At 65.3% G+C, this 15,992-nt stretch carries 14 protein-coding genes and 1 tRNA gene; 13 read left to right on the plus strand and 2 right to left on the minus strand.

The window, feature by feature from the left end:
• Positions 1–697 precede the first annotated feature (697 nt).
• The 6 genes from ON40_RS42960 to ON40_RS42980 all read left to right on the plus strand — a co-directional run bounded on the left by ON40_RS42960 (position 698) and on the right by ON40_RS42980 (position 7,251).
• Positions 698–2,080: a helix-turn-helix domain-containing protein gene (locus tag ON40_RS42960; protein ID WP_051194480.1), complete on the plus strand. Its 1,383-nt coding sequence runs from the start codon at positions 698–700 to the stop codon at positions 2,078–2,080.
• A 12-nt stretch (positions 2,081–2,092) separates the two neighbouring features.
• Entirely contained in the window at positions 2,093–3,004 is a 912-nt protein-coding gene (locus ON40_RS50910; RefSeq protein WP_083896377.1) for an NAD-dependent epimerase/dehydratase family protein, read from the plus strand.
• A gap of 692 nt (positions 3,005–3,696) precedes the next feature.
• Positions 3,697–3,927, plus strand: coding sequence for a hypothetical protein (locus ON40_RS52880; RefSeq protein ID WP_157186795.1), 231 nt, complete (start codon positions 3,697–3,699; stop codon positions 3,925–3,927).
• Between the two features lie 314 nt (positions 3,928–4,241).
• Positions 4,242–5,822 (plus strand): replication initiator, encoded by a 1,581-nt coding sequence (locus tag ON40_RS42975; protein WP_308418322.1) that lies wholly within the window; start codon positions 4,242–4,244, stop codon positions 5,820–5,822.
• A gap of 11 nt (positions 5,823–5,833) precedes the next feature.
• Positions 5,834–6,034 (plus strand): helix-turn-helix transcriptional regulator, encoded by a 201-nt coding sequence (locus ON40_RS50920; protein ID WP_083896379.1) that lies wholly within the window; start codon positions 5,834–5,836, stop codon positions 6,032–6,034.
• A 215-nt stretch (positions 6,035–6,249) separates the two neighbouring features.
• Positions 6,250–7,251: a tyrosine-type recombinase/integrase gene (locus tag ON40_RS42980; RefSeq protein ID WP_245568250.1), complete on the plus strand. Its 1,002-nt coding sequence runs from the start codon at positions 6,250–6,252 to the stop codon at positions 7,249–7,251.
• Between the two features lie 45 nt (positions 7,252–7,296).
• Here the strand turns inward: ON40_RS42980 and ON40_RS42985 are convergent.
• Together ON40_RS42985 and ON40_RS42990 are read right to left on the minus strand one after the other, a co-directional pair.
• A tRNA-Pro gene (locus ON40_RS42985) sits at positions 7,297–7,373 on the minus strand.
• Between the two features lie 168 nt (positions 7,374–7,541).
• Positions 7,542–8,498: a LysR family transcriptional regulator gene (locus tag ON40_RS42990; RefSeq protein WP_040831527.1), complete on the minus strand. Its 957-nt coding sequence runs from the start codon at positions 8,496–8,498 to the stop codon at positions 7,542–7,544.
• Positions 8,499–8,562: 64 nt separating this feature from the next.
• Here ON40_RS42990 and ON40_RS42995 point away from each other — a divergent pair, with 64 nt between their 5' ends.
• From ON40_RS42995 to ON40_RS43025, 7 genes are read left to right on the plus strand one after another with little or no spacing between them, the layout of a single operon-like run.
• A complete protein-coding gene (locus ON40_RS42995; RefSeq protein WP_040831528.1) occupies positions 8,563–9,723 on the plus strand; it encodes an XdhC family protein in 1,161 nt (386 codons plus the stop codon).
• Between the two features lie 57 nt (positions 9,724–9,780).
• Complete coding sequence (locus ON40_RS43000) at positions 9,781–10,671, plus strand: FAD binding domain-containing protein (protein WP_040831529.1); 891 nt, start codon at positions 9,781–9,783, stop codon at positions 10,669–10,671.
• Positions 10,672–10,673: 2 nt separating this feature from the next.
• On the plus strand, positions 10,674–11,192 hold the full coding sequence (locus tag ON40_RS43005; RefSeq protein ID WP_040831530.1) for a (2Fe-2S)-binding protein: 519 nt from the start codon (positions 10,674–10,676) through the stop codon (positions 11,190–11,192).
• Positions 11,189–13,579: an aerobic carbon-monoxide dehydrogenase large subunit gene (locus ON40_RS43010; RefSeq protein ID WP_040831531.1), complete on the plus strand. Its 2,391-nt coding sequence runs from the start codon at positions 11,189–11,191 to the stop codon at positions 13,577–13,579. The genes ON40_RS43005 and ON40_RS43010 overlap by 4 nt, the downstream gene beginning before the upstream one ends.
• A gap of 26 nt (positions 13,580–13,605) precedes the next feature.
• A complete protein-coding gene (locus tag ON40_RS43015) occupies positions 13,606–14,514 on the plus strand; it encodes an XdhC family protein (protein WP_040831651.1) in 909 nt (302 codons plus the stop codon).
• Positions 14,511–15,104 carry a nucleotidyltransferase family protein gene (locus ON40_RS43020; protein WP_040831532.1) on the plus strand — a complete coding sequence of 198 codons (594 nt, stop codon included), beginning with the start codon at positions 14,511–14,513 and terminating at the stop codon, positions 15,102–15,104. Before ON40_RS43015 ends, ON40_RS43020 begins: the two co-directional genes overlap by 4 nt.
• Entirely contained in the window at positions 15,101–15,988 is an 888-nt protein-coding gene (locus ON40_RS43025) for an AAA family ATPase (RefSeq protein WP_040831533.1), read from the plus strand. The genes ON40_RS43020 and ON40_RS43025 overlap by 4 nt, the downstream gene beginning before the upstream one ends.
• Positions 15,989–15,992 lie beyond the last annotated feature (4 nt).

Here is a 15,992-nt window from a genome sequence, read left to right on the forward strand (position 1 = left end):
TCTATCCGCCCCGACTGCACTTCCCCCATCATCCTCATACTTGCCGCCCTCAGCGGAAGACGGCCGGGTCAAGGGCGGGTTTTCCCTTGACGCGGTTGTCTGGAGCGAGACAATCAGGCAATGAGGAGGGTGGGGGATTCTTGCGTAACCACGCCTGGACCAGCCGAATGTCCGGTTTCATGCATGAATTTGAGGCGGATTCGGAACCACAGCCGGTTGACCGGGCTGGGTGTCGGCGGATCCGTGATCGGCTGCGGGAGGTAAGCCGGGTACGGCTCTCGTCGTGCCCACACTGCTCGGTCGTTGAATTACGTGGCCAGATAGGAACAGTCAGCGGTGCTACCACGTCGCCAGAGCGGGGCCGACGTGCCCAACGCTCCCCGCCTGCCGGAGCGAAGCGGAGGCCGGCGGGTTGTGCGGTGCCGCGCGGCGGCACCGCTCCGGCGGCGCGCCAGCGCCGCCCTTGATCCTATATAGGCCAATTCGGCAGCAACCGCGCTGGGAAGTGAGCGGTCGAAATTGGCCGGGACGGCTGGAGTCGTCCAAAGCTGAGCATGAATCGGACAGCCCCGCGCTTCGAGGCGGTCCGGAATAGGTGGCGCACGAAGGTTTGTGTCCATATATCCGACTAGGCTGACGTGGCCTGAATTCGGTGATACAGTTGGTGGATAGCCACCATGCGAAAGGATCGCGCCCGATGTCGAACACCAAGCATGAGTCGAGACTCAGTGACGTACTCAGGGCGTATATGAGGGCGCACGGACTTACCCAGCACAGCGAGATGGCTAAAGTGCTGGGCGTAGATCGAACATTGGTATCGAAGTACCTGAGCGGAACGAGAGTTTGTCGGGATGTTGACCAGCTTCGGCGCTTTGCTGAGGCGATGGATCTGCCCCCGGAAACCTTCGGTTTGATCAGCCCTTCGGATGTTGCTCAGGCTGAGCGCGATGAAGCTGTGACGGAATGGCGATTGGTCCGCCAGACACTGAATCGGAACCGCCATGCTTTGACTGCTGCCGCTGCTCGGCTCTACTGGGATGTGATTCCCATTGAGGGAACGACGTGCATTACTCGACCTGGCTGGCTTGCACCGAACCCAGTTGACCTCGAGACGATTGAGCTGGGCTTCGATGCGGATGCTCCCGATCCCGAGATCAACGGTGGTGAAGTCGAGTCGGAAGCGTATCGGCCGCCCCGGCCAAACGGTGACAGGTACTCACGTTACAGCCAGGCCGTCCGGGCGATTGCTCAGCCTGCGCTGTTCGAAAATCGCACTTCGTACCGACTTCTCGACGTGGATTTCAGCGCCGCTGGTGGCCGGATGGGATTCGGTTTGACCACGTATTTCGATATGGTAGATGTGTGCGAGGTTCTAGCGCACGAGACTTCTTCCGTGTGGATTTCGAAGCAGCGTAGCCGGTTTGACATCGAGGAATTGCCCTTTCGTCGACGGGTCGGTGATCTATTTGATCCTCGGCGACGCGCAATCTTGCCCAGTATCAATACGTTGACTATCCGTCGAGGATCGGAGGGTGACACGTTCTTCCTGCATCGCCGTGGGACTGGGTCGGTTACGCTTGCGGCTGGATTGACCCACATTATCCCGGCTGGGGTTTTTCAACCTGCGGCTATCGGCCAAGCTAACATCTCGCGTGATTTCAGCCTTTGGCGGAATATGCTGCGTGAATTCTCGGAGGAATTCCTCGACGCTCCGGAGCATGACGGTAGTAGTGGAACCCCGGTGAACTATGACGTTGAGCCTTTCCGAACCCTGACGGAAGGGAGGCAGGCTGGAAAGGTTCGCGCGTGGTGTTTCGGTGTCGGGCTCGATCCGCTGGCCCCTGCCGGTGAGATCTTGACGACGGTGGTTGTCGATGCCGATGTCTTTGATGCCGCGTTCCCGACGATCGCTCCTCGTAACGCTGAGGGGGAGCTGTATCCCTCGGACGCCGGAACGGTTGGGATCGGTTGGACTGATTCCAATGTGCGCCAAGCGCTCTACCGCGAGCCGTTGGCTGCTGCTGCGGCGGCCTGCATCTCTCTTACCTGGAAGCACCGTGATGTTCTGCTGCCCGGATGACATGATGATGGTGTGCGCGTACTGGTGACCGGGGCGAACGGCTATGTTGGCCGCGCCGTTGTGAAAGCGTTGAGTCTCGTCGGCCACGATCCCGTGGCTATGGTGCGCTCACACGGTGGCGATGTCTCGGGCGCCAGCGCAATTCGGGTTGCTGATCTGCTGGACAGGCAGTCGCTGCGTCGGGCGGTAGAGGGCGTTGACGCTGTCTGTCACTTGGCGGGTCTGACGAGGGCCCGTGAGTCCTTCGCCAACCCGATTCGCTATTTCGAGGTAAACACCGCTGGAACGATCGCGCTACTCGATGCGATGAACCGCGCTGGTGTACACCAAATCGTATTCGCCTCGACCGGTGCAATTTACGGTAGCCCTGATCGCCAACCGATGACGGAAGACCTTCCGTCGGCACCGCCGCATCCGTATGCGAGCAGCAAGCTTGCCGCTGAGCTTGCGATCGAAGCACAGTGCGGCACTGGGGATTTGGCGGCTGTGGTCGTTCGGCTGTTGAATGTGGCGGGTGGTGATGACGGCGATCCGACCCGGCTTGTACCTCGGATACTTGCCGCAATCACAAACAATTCCGACTTTGCAGTGAACGGCAACGGCACAGCCGTGCGCGACTACTTACACATTGCTGATGCAGCTGATGCATTTGCGGCAAGTGTCGATCATCTTCCGGCGGCGGGTCAGGTAGCGACATACAACGTCGGCAGCGGTTCCGGAAGCAGCGTCGCCGAGGTGATCGCCGCCGCAGAACGCGTTACAGGGCAACACGTTTCGGTTGTACGTCGGCCTGCTGCGGCAGAGCCTCAAGTTCTGATCAGTGATCCATCACGAGCGATCGTAGAATTGGAGTGGGAACCTCGCCGTTCGAGCATCGACACGATTGTCGGCGACGCGTGGGCGGCAATGCCTGCTGCCCAGTAAGTCTCACTCCTTCGAAGGCGAGCTTTGGTCGACTGCCTTGTCGACGTTCGCGTCTGGTGGGCGCGCCGGAAATGTATCGGTCTCACCGGCTAGCCAGCGCAAGAAGTCGATGATGTGCGCGTTCATATTTGAGCCCGTTCGCTGTACCGCGTCCTGAGCTCGTCGGTATAGCTCAGGGTCCGGTCGATAGACGCGCGCTGGGTGCTGATGCTTGCTCGGCATACATATCAGCATGTCACGGTGGCTAGCCACGCGTCCACATATGCGGTATAGTTGGAGGTGGCTAGCCACCCTGACCTGCTGTGACAGATCGTCACGTTCGGTGGCTCGATAGCCGGTCAAGCTGAAATCAGCCAATCAAGAACTACGCGGAGGTCGTCATGCAGGCTCAGCAGATTTCATCGGTGGAGGTCCTGCGCCCGTCTCGGTTGAACTACGCGGGGTGGTGCATGTGGTGCACGGAGCGGTATTGCGCGAATCTGCGTTGCGTCGAGTTGCATGCTCGCTCGGTGTGGGAGGTGTGCTCGGAGTGCGAGGGCTCGGAGTCGTCGGATCGGGCGACCGCTGAGCGGTGCTTGAACTGCGTGGGCGGCTTGACGGACGTGACCCCGATTTCTCCGAGCCTCTCCGTGGTCCCGGATGCCCCGGATGACGAATCCGGCTGGTACGTCGTTGATCCGGAGGCGCGTCGGGTGGCTGAGCAGGAAGCGGCGACCCGGGCCCGGTTGCACGGGGTGAATACCCGCGAGGAGTACGAGGCTGCGGGTCTGGTGCCTCGGGTGTGGGTGGATGAGTGGGACTACGCGGCGGGCTGCCCGAAGTCGGTGAGCGGTGCGCGTAGCTACCAGGAGGGCCCGAAGGTGGTCGACGCGGATTACCGCCCGGCTGCCGGTATGGCGCATGTTCGCGGCTGGGGGCTGTGACCGATGGCGGGGAAGGCGAGGAAACCCCAAGGGCAGCAGGAGAGTTCGAGCGCTGCCCTTCGCGGGAAGCGGCGTTCGGCTTGTCGGTCGGTTGTCTCGGCTGAGGCCCGCGAGTTTCAGGATGCATTGAGGGAGGCGTTGACTGCGCGGGCGCGGGCTTTCGATCGTCGAGCGGCTGCGGCCGTGGACTGGGATATCGACGGCTCGGATGTGTGGTACTGATGACCAATTCTATTGTGACTGACCTGGATTCGCGTCGTCGAACGGCAGCGGAGCAACGGGCTATTCCGAACCTTCCCGAGATCGCTCAGGAGATGGCCGACCAGCACGGGGTGTGCAAGCGGCCGTTGCCTATGCGGTCGTTCGATCAGTCCTCGGGAGAGATGAAATACGTTGGCGTGCCGTGTAAGTCGACGCTGGAGTGTGTGTGTCCGGCGTGTGCAGGGCGCGCTCTGGCGCTGCGGCGTCATCAAGCCCGTGAGGGATGGCACATCCAGGAGGAACCAGTGGATCACAAGCGCAAACCCACCGCCCACGAGATCGAGATCATCGAGGCGCGGTCGGTGTTGCAAGCGGACTACGACCAGGCCAAGGAGGACGGCGACGAGGACGTGATGGCCGGTATCCGGGAGGTTGTCGCGGACCTGGATGCGGAGCTGCGCGAGGCTGGCGTGAAGGGCCCGTTCCCGCCGCTGGACCCCAAACCGCGTGCCGCGCGGAAACGTTCGACCAGGCGGCGGCAGGAGGCTCCGAACCTGCCCAAGGCGAAGGCGTCCAACTCCACGATCGGACGTGAGTACGCGGGCAAGTACCGGCCCTCGTTGTTCTTGACCCTGACTCTGCCCTCGTACGGTCGCGTGCATCCGGACGGGGCCCCGGTGAATCCGGACACCTACGACTATCGGCGTGCGGCCCGCGACATTGTGCACTTCGCGGCCCTGTTCGACCGCTTCGTCCAGAACTACCGGCGGGTGTCCGGTCGCAAGGTCCAGTACTTCGCCACGGTGGAGCCTCAGCGGCGCGGGGCCCCGCATATCCACATGGGTGTTCGTGGCACCGATCCGCGGGCGATGATCCGGCAGTTGACCGAAGCGACGTATCACCAGGTGTGGTGGCCGCACTTCGACCACGAGGTCTACAGCCCCGGCCACATGCCCCACTGGGACTACACCACCTCGCGGTTCGTGGACCCGGACACCCATGAGCCGGTCCCGACCTTCGACGAGGTAATGAACCTGATGGACGAGGTAGACGACCTCGAGCCCGCGCACGTGGTGCGATTCGGACAGCAGGTCGACGTGAAGGGAATCCTCGGCGGCACGGAAGAGGCTGGCCGGCATATCGGGTACCTGACCAAGTACCTCACCAAGTCCATCGGTGATGTCATCGAACCGCAGTCCAACCGCGCGGCCCGCCACTACGACCGGTTGCACGAGGAACTGTGCAAGACGCCGTGCTCGGAGACCTGCGCGGTGTGGTTCCGGTACGGCGTGGTTCCTGTGGGCGCCAACGCCAAGACCCAGCCGGGCCGATGCAGGGGCAAGGCGCATCGTCGGGACACTCTCGGCCTGCGCGGTCGTCGGGTGCTCGTGTCGCGCAAGTGGACCGGCAAGAACCTGACCGACCACAAGGCCGACCGGGTGGAGTTCGTCCGGCAACGGCTCGCTGAGGCGGGTATCGCACCACAGGACATCTCGCGGTTCCGGATCGCCCCGGCCGAACCAGGCGACCCGGATGTTCCTCCGCGCGAGTACCTGATCATGTCCATGGTCAGCGAGAAGATCCGGCAACGCTCGGAATACGACATCGCACGCATGGTGCCACCTGACCAAGATCATGATTCACGTGAAACCGTTGCGCCGCAACAGGATTCGGCCGATAAAGATGCGGCCTAGGAGGTGATGAGGTGGGCGAGCAAGAGTGCTACACAACCGAACAGGTTGCAAAGCTGTTGAAGGTGGATGAGTCGAGCTTGCGTCGTTGGCGTACGGCATGCCCGCCGCAGGGTCCGGCGTTTGTCCAGTTGTCGGCGCGGGTGACTCGGTATATGCGGGCCGATGTCGATGCGTACTTGCAGCGCAATCGTGTTGATCCGATGGCGGCGTGATGGCTTCTGATCGGATTGACATGATCCCGCTCGGAGTCGAGATCCGGGCGGACATCGAGGAGCGGAAGCGGGCTACTCCCTTCCGTGCGCGTGTTCGGTGGACCGATCCGGCAACCAAGCGTCGGCCGTCCAAGTCGGAAGCCTTCGACACCCGCGAGGAGGCTGAGGAATGGGTGGACCGAATTCGGCGGGCAGCTGCGCGTGGTGTTGACCCGATGACTGCGACGGCCACGCTGAAGGACTACGGCCAGACCCATTGGGATACTGCGATGCGCGGCCTGGAGGAGAAGACGGTCGGTGACGCTTATCGGCCTGCCTGGGAACGGCGAATTGTTCCGGCAATTGGTCATCTGCCGGTGACCATGATTACTGCGGGTGTGGCTGACCGGGCGGTCATGAACTGGATAGCCGAAGGGGTCAGCAAGTCGGCGGTCAAGAACGGATTGGCGGCGCTGTCCAGGGTCATGGACCAGGCCGTCAGGGATGAGGTGATCGACCGGAATCGCGTCGAGGTCGTCGGGTGGCAGCGTCAGTATGAACGGTACGAGGATGAACTCGATGACCCGCGCTCGCTGGCTCTACCGGATTGGGCGACGTTGACCAGGCTGGCCGATTCGCTCGTCGCTGCGTCGTCGGACGGCTATCAGGGCTGGGGTGACGTGGTGATCTTCGCGGCCTGCACCGCGGTGCGAATCGGGGAAGTGGCCGGATGCCGGGTCGGTGACATCGATACAACGGAGTGGGTCTGGCGATTGCGTCGGCAAACGTCTCCCGGCCCCGGCGGGCTGGTGGACAAGGGCACGAAGGGCAAGCGGTCTCGGAAGGTTCCGATCATCGAGGACATTCGGCCGTTGGTGCTCAAGCGAATTCAGGCCGCCAACAGTCGTCCGGACGCGCGGCTGTTCGTCGGTCCTCGGGGTGGCCGAATCCAAACCGGCGTGCTGCGCAAGGCAACTCACTGGCATGAGGTTGTGGCGAAACTGGGCTACGAACATCTGCGTCGGCACGATTTGAGGCACACCGGACTCACCTGGTTCGCCGATGCCGGGGTGCCGTTGCATCGGCTGCAGCAGATCGCCGGTCACACCGATCCCCGGATCACGCAGCGGTATCTGCACCCGGATATCGAGGCACTACAGAATGACGGCAACCTGCTCACAACCCACCTGCGAGCGCCACAGCGGTCCCCAAATGGTCCCCAACTGCGAGTCGTGTGAAAACCGAGAAACCCTCTCCGACGCTGGTCAGAGAGGGTTTTTTGCTGGTCGGGCTGACAGGATTTGAACCTGCGACCACCTGACCCCCAGTCAGGTGCGCTACCAAGCTGCGCCACAGCCCGTGGCGTCCGCTTTCGCGGTGCTCGACGAGATTACCCCACCACCCCCCGGTTGGACCAAATCGGCACGCTACCGGGGCGGAGTCGGGCCGCACGACCCGTGTGAACAGGTGCGGCCACGCAGTCCGCGAGGGGCCTGGATCGTCGTGGCATCGGTGCGTCGGGGTGCGTTCAACTCCACAGTGTCACATGCACTTTCGGGCGGAACCGGGTGACGCCGACGCCGGATCCGCGGATCATCGCCTGGATGCAGCGTGGGGTAGTGATGAACCGCAACAGTTCCGAGACCGCGGGCTGGCGGGTGTCGGGCGGCAGGGTGGTCGCGCACCACTCATCGGATATCTGCAGGCCGGGCCCTTTGATGTGGCTCAACCGGCCGGTCGCGAGGTCGGAGGAGACGGCGAAGCCGATTATCGGCGTGATGCCCCCGACACGGCGGACCTCTTCGAGGGCGGCGGCATCGCTCTGGAAGATCCGCTGGTGTGATTCGGGAATGGCCAACTCCCGCAGCATCGTCGCGATGTGCCCGTCGACGCTGCCGGCGCTGGGCCCCAGCATCCAGTGCTGCTCCCGCAGCAACGCCGGATGCGGTGCGACGCCGGCCAGCGGGCTGTCCGGCCGCGTGACCGAAATGATCTGATACTTCAGGAACGGCGCAGCGGTGATGGTCGTGTCGGCGGCGTCCTGCCCGGGCCCCAGCGCGATATCCACCGCGCGGCTCTCGATCAAGCTGTGGAACTGGCTGGTGGGATGCACACTCAGCTCGACCGACAGATCCTTGGCCCGCGCAGCGAACAGGTCGATGAGGCCGGGCGCGGCATGTTCGGCGAACGCATTCGATGCCGCGATGCGGAGCAACCGCCGGCCGTGCGCTGCCTCGCTCACCTCGATGGCGGTCTGGCTCTGCAATCCGAGAATCTCGATCGCCCGGCTGGCCAGGCGCAGCCCGCCGGGTGTGAAGGCCAGACCGGACGCCGTGCGGGTGAACAGCGGGTCGTCGAGTTCCTTGCGCAGCTGGGCGATGTGTGTCGAGACACCGGCGTCGGTCATCCCCAGCTCTCTGGCCGCCGCGCGGACGGAGCCGAGCCGAACCACGGTCGAGTAGGCCCGAAGCTGGGCGGGCGTCACAATCCGAGTCTACTTTGGAGGTGTACGCAGCGCCGACGGCTGCATCGCGTCTGGAGGACGCATCATGCAGGACGTGCTCACGGATCTGATGACAACATGGAACGCCGGGGGCACGGCCGGGGTCGGGACGGTCGTGCGGACGTTCCGTTCGTCGCCGCGGCCGCCCGGCGCCGCTATGGTCGTCGCCCCGGACGGCACGGTCGGCGGTTCGGTCTCGGGTGGGTGCGTCGAGGGCGCGGTCTACGAACTCGCCACCGACGTCATCCGGACCGGTTCTCCGGTGCTACAGCGGTACGGGTTCTCCGATGAGGACGCATTCGCCGTCGGTCTCACCTGCGGCGGCATCATCGACATCTTCGTCGAAGCCATCTCGCGGGAGACGTTTCCCGAACTCGGCGAAGTCGCCGCGGACATCGCCGACCACCGGCCGGTTGCGATCGCGACCGTCATCGAGCACCCCGACGCCGGACGGACAGGGCGACGGCTGCTGATCCGGCCGGGCAGTGCGCAGGGCACGCTGGGGTCGGCGCGCGCCGACGATGCGGTCATCGATGACGCACGCGGGCTGCTCGCGGCGGGGCGCACCGAAGTGCTGTCCTACGGTCCGGACGGGCAGCGTCGCGGTGAGGGCATGGGCGTCTTCGTGGCCAGTTACGCCCGGCAGCCGCGGATGCTGGTGTTCGGGGCGATCGATTTCGCGGCCGCCGTCGCCCAGCAGGGATCGTTCCTCGGGTACCGGGTGACGGTGTGTGACGCGCGGCCGATCTTCGCCACTTCCGCCCGGTTCCCGACGGCCGACGAGGTCGTCATCGACTGGCCGCACCGCTATCTGGCCGCGCAGATAGCGGCGGGCGCGGTCGACTCGCGGACCGTCGTGTGCGTGCTGACCCACGATCCCAAGTTCGACGTTCCGCTGCTCGAGGTGGCGCTGCGCGCGCCGGAGATCGGCTATGTCGGCGCCATGGGGTCGCGCCGCACGCACGACCAGCGGCTGGCCCGGTTGCGAGAGGCCGGCCTCACCGACGAGCAACTCACCCGGCTTGCCAGCCCGATCGGGCTGGATCTGGGCGGTCGGACGCCGGAAGAGACGGCGGTGTCCATCGCGGCCGAGATCATCGCGCGACGCTGGGGCGGACACGGCGCCTCACTGACCCGGACAGGCGGACGGATCCATCACACGACCAGCGCGAACAGTGAATTAAGCGATTCCTTGAATCGGTCTTGACGGCTGCGTCGGCGGGGCAGAGGCTTGGCTGGTTCCCGCTGATGTGAGGTCGATCACATGCAAGTTCCTGGGCCATTCGAATACGAGCGCGCAACGGGCGTGGATCACGCCATCGGACTGCTGGACCGGCTCGGGGAGGAGGCGCGCATCGTCGCGGGCGGGCACAGCCTGCTGCCGATGATGAAGCTGCGTCTGGCCAATCCGGAATATCTCATCGACATCAACGACCTGGCCGCTGAACTGGGTTACATCGTCACCGATCCGACCCTGGTGCGCATCGGGGCGATGGTCCGGCATCGGCATGTGCTCGAGTCCGCCGATCTCGCCGGGGTGTGCCCGATCTTCCGGGACGCCGAGCGCGTGATCGCGGACCCGGTCGTGCGCAACCGCGGCACCATCGGCGGCTCGCTGTGCCAGGCCGATCCCGCCGAAGATCTCTGCACGGTCTGCACGGTCCTGGGCGCCACCTGCCTGGTACGCGGGCCGTCCGGCGACCGGGAGATCGCGATGGACGACTTCCTGGTCGGTCCGTACGAAACCGCCATGTCGCACAACGAACTTCTGATCGAGATCCGAATTCCGGTGCGGCATCGGACATCGAGCGCTTACGCGAAAGTGGAGCGCAGGGTCGGCGACTGGGCGATCGCGGCGTCCGGTGCGACGGTGACACTGCACGGCGAGGCGATAGCGGCCGCGCGGATCGGCCTGACGGCGGTCGGCCCGGATCCGGCGGCGCTGGCCACCGCGGCGGACGTGCTCATCGGTGAGCCGCCCACCGAAGAAATATTCGCGGAGGCGGGCCGTCGCGCGAGCGCGGCGTGCTCACCCGTCTCCGATGCGCGCGGCAGCGCGGAGTACAAGCGCCATCTCGCGTCCGAACTGACGATTCGCGTGCTGCGCAGCGCGGTCGAGCGCGTACTCGATGCCCCTGCGCTGGAAGGGAATTAGCCATGCAGGTAACCATGACCGTCAACGGCGAGCCGGTGACCGCGGAGGTCGAGCCACGCACCCTGCTCGTGCATTTCCTGCGAGATCAGTTGCGGCTCACCGGAACCCACTGGGGCTGCGACACCAGCAACTGCGGCACCTGTGTGGTGGAGGTCGACGGCGAACCGGTGAAGTCGTGCACGATGCTGGCCGTCATGGCCGGCGGTCATACGGTGCGCACCGTCGAGGGGCTCGAGGTGGACGGCCGGCTCGATCCCGTGCAGGAGGGCTTCATGCAGTGTCACGGGCTGCAATGCGGATTCTGCACGCCCGGAATGATGATCACTGCCCGCGCCCTGCTCGACCGCAACCCGAATCCGGACGAGCAGACGATCCGGGAGGCGATCTCGGGCCAGATCTGCCGCTGCACCGGATATACCACCATCGTGCGGTCGATCCAGTGGGCCGCTGCGAAGCAACGAGGCGAAGCGGCGCAGCCCGAACCGGCCGCCACCCCGACGCCGGTAGGGAGAACGTCATGACCGGCGTCGAGTCCCGGCCCGAAGACCGTGTCGACAACGACCACAAGCCGTGCGGTCACGGCAGGATGCTCCGCAAGGAGGACCCGCGGTTCATTCGCGGACACGGCAATTACGTCGACGACGTGTCACTGCCCGGCATGCTGCATATGGCGATCCTGCGTTCCCCGTTCGCGCACGCGCGGATCGTGAGCGTCGATGTCTCTGCGGCACAGGCGCATCCGAAGGTCAGAGCGGTTGTCACAGGTGCGGATCTGGCGGCGAAGGGACTGGCCTGGATGCCGACGCTGTCCAACGATGTGCAGGCGGTGCTGGCGACGGACAAGGTCCGGTTCCAGGGGCAGGAGGTGGCCTTCGTGGTCGCCGAGGATCGCTACTCGGCGCGTGATGCGCTGGAGCTCATCAACGTCGAGTACGAGATGCTCGATCCGGTGATCGACGCCCGGACCGCACTGGCGCCCGGGATGCCGGTGATCCGGGACGATCTGGAGGGCAAGCAGAACAACCACTGTTTCGACTGGGAGACCGGCGACGCCGCCGCTACCGAGGCGGTGTTCGCGCGCGCCGACGTCGTCGTCGAGCAGGAGATCGTCTATCCGCGAGTGCATCCCGCCCCGATGGAGACCTGCGGTGCGGTCGCGGATCTCGATCCCGTGACGGGCAAGCTCACACTGTGGTCGACGAGCCAGGCGCCGCACGCGCACCGCACGCTCTACGCATTGGTGGCCGGGCTGCCCGAGCACAAGATCCGGGTGATCTCACCCGATATCGGCGGGGGTTTCGGCAACAAGGTGCCCATCTATCCGGGATATGTCTGCGCCATCGTCGGGTCGCTGCTTGTGGGTAAGCCGGTGAAATGGATGGAGGATCGCAGCGAGAACCTCACCAGTACCGGGTTCGCCCGCGACTACATCATGGTCGGCGAGATCGCCGCCACCGCCGAGGGCAGGATCCTGGCCATCCGGTCGACCGTGCTCGCCGATCACGGCGCCTTCAACGGCACGGCGGCGCCGTTGAAGTATCCGGCTGGCTTCTTCGGCGTGTTCACCGGCAGCTACGACATCGAGGCCGCCTACTGCAGGATGACCGCGGTCTACACGAACAAGGCGCCCGGCGGCGTCGCCTACGCGTGCTCGTTCCGGATCACCGAGGCGGTCTACTTCGTCGAGCGGCTGGTCGATTGCCTGGCCTATGAACTGAAGATGGATCCGGCCGAGCTGCGGCTACGCAATCTCCTTCGCCCCGAACAGTTCCCGTACACCAGCAAGACGGGCTGGGTCTACGACTCCGGCGACTACGAGAAGACCATGCGCCTGGCGATGGACATGATCGGCTACGACGCTCTGCGAAAGGAGCAGCAGGACAAGCGCGCCCGCGGTGAGTTGATGGGTATCGGGATGTCCTTCTTCACCGAGGCCGTCGGCGCCGGTCCGCGCAAGGATATGGACATCCTCGGACTCGGGATGGCCGACGGCTGCGAGCTGCGCATCCATCCGACCGGCAAAGCGGTTGTGCGCCTTGCGGTTCAGACCCAAGGGCAAGGGCACGAGACGACCTTCGCCCAGATCGTCGCCGAGGAACTCGGCATACCGCCCGACGACATCGACGTGGTGCACGGCGATACCGATCAGACTCCGTTCGGCCTGGGCACCTATGGCAGCCGGTCGACACCGGTCTCGGGCGCCGCGGCCGCGCTGGTGGCGCGGAAGGTGCGCGACAAGGCGCGGATCATCGCCTCCGGGATGCTCGAGGTCTCCGTCGCCGACCTCGAGTGGGAGAAGGGCTCGTTCCACGTCAAGGGCGATCCGTCCGCGGCCGTGACGATCCAGCAGATCGCGATGCGCGCACACGGCGCCGGTGATCTGCCCGAGGGCATCGAGGGCGGACTCGATGCGCAGATCTGTTACAACCCGGAGAATCTCACCTACCCGTATGGTGCGTACTTCTGCGTCGTCGACATCGACCCGGGGACGGCCGTGGTGAAAGTGCGGCGCTTCCTCGCCGTCGACGACTGCGGCACCCGGATCAATCCGATGATCATCGAGGGGCAGGTGCACGGCGGTATCACCGACGGCATCGGAATGGCGCTGATGGAGATCATGGCCTTCGACGAGGACGGCAACTGCCTCGGCGGATCCCTGATGGATTACCTCATCCCGACGGCGCTGGAAGTTCCGCATCTGGAGACCGGCTACACGGTCACCCCGTCACCGCACCACCCGATCGGTGCGAAAGGCATCGGCGAATCGGCGACGGTCGGATCGCCGGCGGCGGTGGTCAACGCGGTGGTGGATGCGTTGGCGCCGTTCGGAGTTCGGCACGCCGACATGCCGCTGACCCCGTCGCGGGTGTGGGAGGCCATGCAGGGGCGGGCCGGACCGCCCATCTGAGGTGGGTGCGAGCGATGGGATCACCGATGAAGATGAACGAACGGGCACTGCAACTGGGCCGCACTCGGACTCCGTTCGTGCACGCCACCGTCGTGCGTGCACAGCAGCCGACCTCGGCGCACGCCGGGGACGAGGCGATCCTGTTGCAGGACGGGACGATCGAAGGATTCGTCGGCGGCCAGTGCGCCCAGAACTCGGTCCGCAAGGCGGCACTGGGTGCGCTGCAGTCGCACGAGAGTGTGCTGCTGCGGGTACTTCCCGACGGCGATCTGCAGTTTCCCGAAGCGCCCGGCGCGACGGTCGTGGTGAATCCCTGCCTGTCCGGCGGCGCGTTGGAGATATTCCTCGAGCCGCAGATCCCGGCGCCGTTGGTGCGCATCTGCGGCGCGACGCCCATCGCGGATGTCCTGGCCGAACTGTGCGAACTGGTCGGATTCGAGGTGGAACGCACTGTTGCCGAAGCCACTGTTGCCGAAGCCGACTCACCGGATTCGCCGGCCGATACGACGGCAGTGGTGATCGCCAGCCACGGCGGTCCGGAAGCCGAGATGATCCGCGCCGCGCTCGACGCGGGTGTGGGATATATCGGGTTGGTGGCCAGCAGGGTTCGGGGAGCGTCGATTCTCGAGGGGCTCGGGTTGACCGACGCCGAGCGGGCGCGGGTGCGCACCCCGGTGGGGTTGCCGATCGGCGCCGCAACCTCCGCGGAGATCGCCGTTTCGATTGTCGCGCAAGTGATCCAGGCGATCCGCAAAGGTGGTTTGGCCGTGCCGCCGCGCCCGGTGCAGGTCGCGGTCGAGGCGCTCGACCCGGTGTGCGGCATGACCGTGACGGTCGGGCCGGACACACCCCATCTCACAATCGACGATGTCGACTACTGGTTCTGCGGCTCCGGCTGCCGCACCTCGTTCGCCGCGGCAAAGACCGGCTCATGACAACCGGATTCGTCACCGGAGTGGTACTCGCCGCGGGAGTCTCACGGCGTCTCGGAACTGCGAAACAGCTACTGCCGTACCGGAATACAACGGTTCTCGGCGCCACCCTCGAGGCGGTGCGTACCTGTGCTTTCGACCAGATCATCGTCACCCTCGGCGGCGCGGCGGCGGCGGTCCGGCAGCGGGTCGATCTCGCCGGGCTCGAGGTGGCCATGGCCGAGGACTTCGGTTCGGGCTGTTCGTCGTCGTTGCGTTCGGCCCTGCGCGTGGTGGACCCCCGTGCCGCCGGAATCGTATTGGTGCTCGGTGATCAGCCGGGTCTGTCGGCAGCGACCGTCGACCGACTGATCGCCGAGGGAACCTCCAGCGCGATCGCAGTCTGTCGCTACCGCGACGGTGTCGGGCATCCATTCTGGCTCGGCCGCAGTGTATTCGGCGAGTTGGCTCGATTGCACGGCGACAAAGGCGTGTGGAAGATCATCGAGTCCGGCCGTGTCGCGGTGGCTCGACTCGACGTCGACGCGCCGGTGCCCGTGGATGTGGACACCTGGGACGACTACGTGCGCCTGCTCGCCGCGACCTCGCCATGATGTCGCCGTTCGACGATATCGAGGACGTGGTCCGGCGTTTCGACGCCGAGGATTACCTCCTCGATACCGGTACCGCCGCCGCCTTCTATCTGGCCACCACATTGGGTCGGCCGCTGCTACTGGAAGGCGAACCGGGAGTGGGCAAGACGACGGCGGCCAAGACCCTGGCCACCGTGCTGGGGGCACCGCTGATCCGCCTGCAGTGCTACGAGGGCCTCACTGTGAGCGAAGCGCTCTACGACTGGAATTACCAGCGTCAACTGCTGAGTATCCGCCTGGCCGAGGCACGCGGCGCCGATCTCGCCGAAGCCGACCTGTTCACCGAGACATTCCTCGTCGCCCGCCCGATCCTGCGCTGTGTGCGCTATCGCGGACCGACACCCCCGGTGCTGTTGGTCGACGAAATCGACCGTGCCGATGACGAATTCGAAGCGCTGCTGCTCGAATTCCTCGGTGAGGCCGCGGTGACGGTACCCGAGCTCGGGACCTTCGCAGCCGAGCACCCTCCGCTCGCGGTGCTGACCTCGAACCGCAGTCGCGACCTGCACGACGCGCTGCGGCGGCGCTGCCTCTATCACTGGATCGACTACCCGGAGCCGACCCGCGCGGTGGCGATCGTGCGACGCACTGTGCCCGGTGCAACCGACGCTCTGATCGAGCACGCCACCCGATTCGTCGGGCGCGCCCGCGATCTCGACCTCGACAAGCCGCCGGGTGTCGCGGAGACCATCGATTGGATCGCCGCACTGGCGACACTCGACGTCGCCGATCTCACCGCGCCGGAGGCGGTCGCGGCGTTGAGCACACTGGCGAAGACACCCGACGACCGCGTCGCCGTGCACGCGGAGTTCGTCGAATACACCCGAAGCCTCGCGACCGGATGAGAGG

Source organism: Nocardia jiangxiensis NBRC 101359 (assembly GCF_000308615.1).
Taxonomy (GTDB): domain Bacteria; phylum Actinomycetota; class Actinomycetes; order Mycobacteriales; family Mycobacteriaceae; genus Nocardia; species Nocardia jiangxiensis.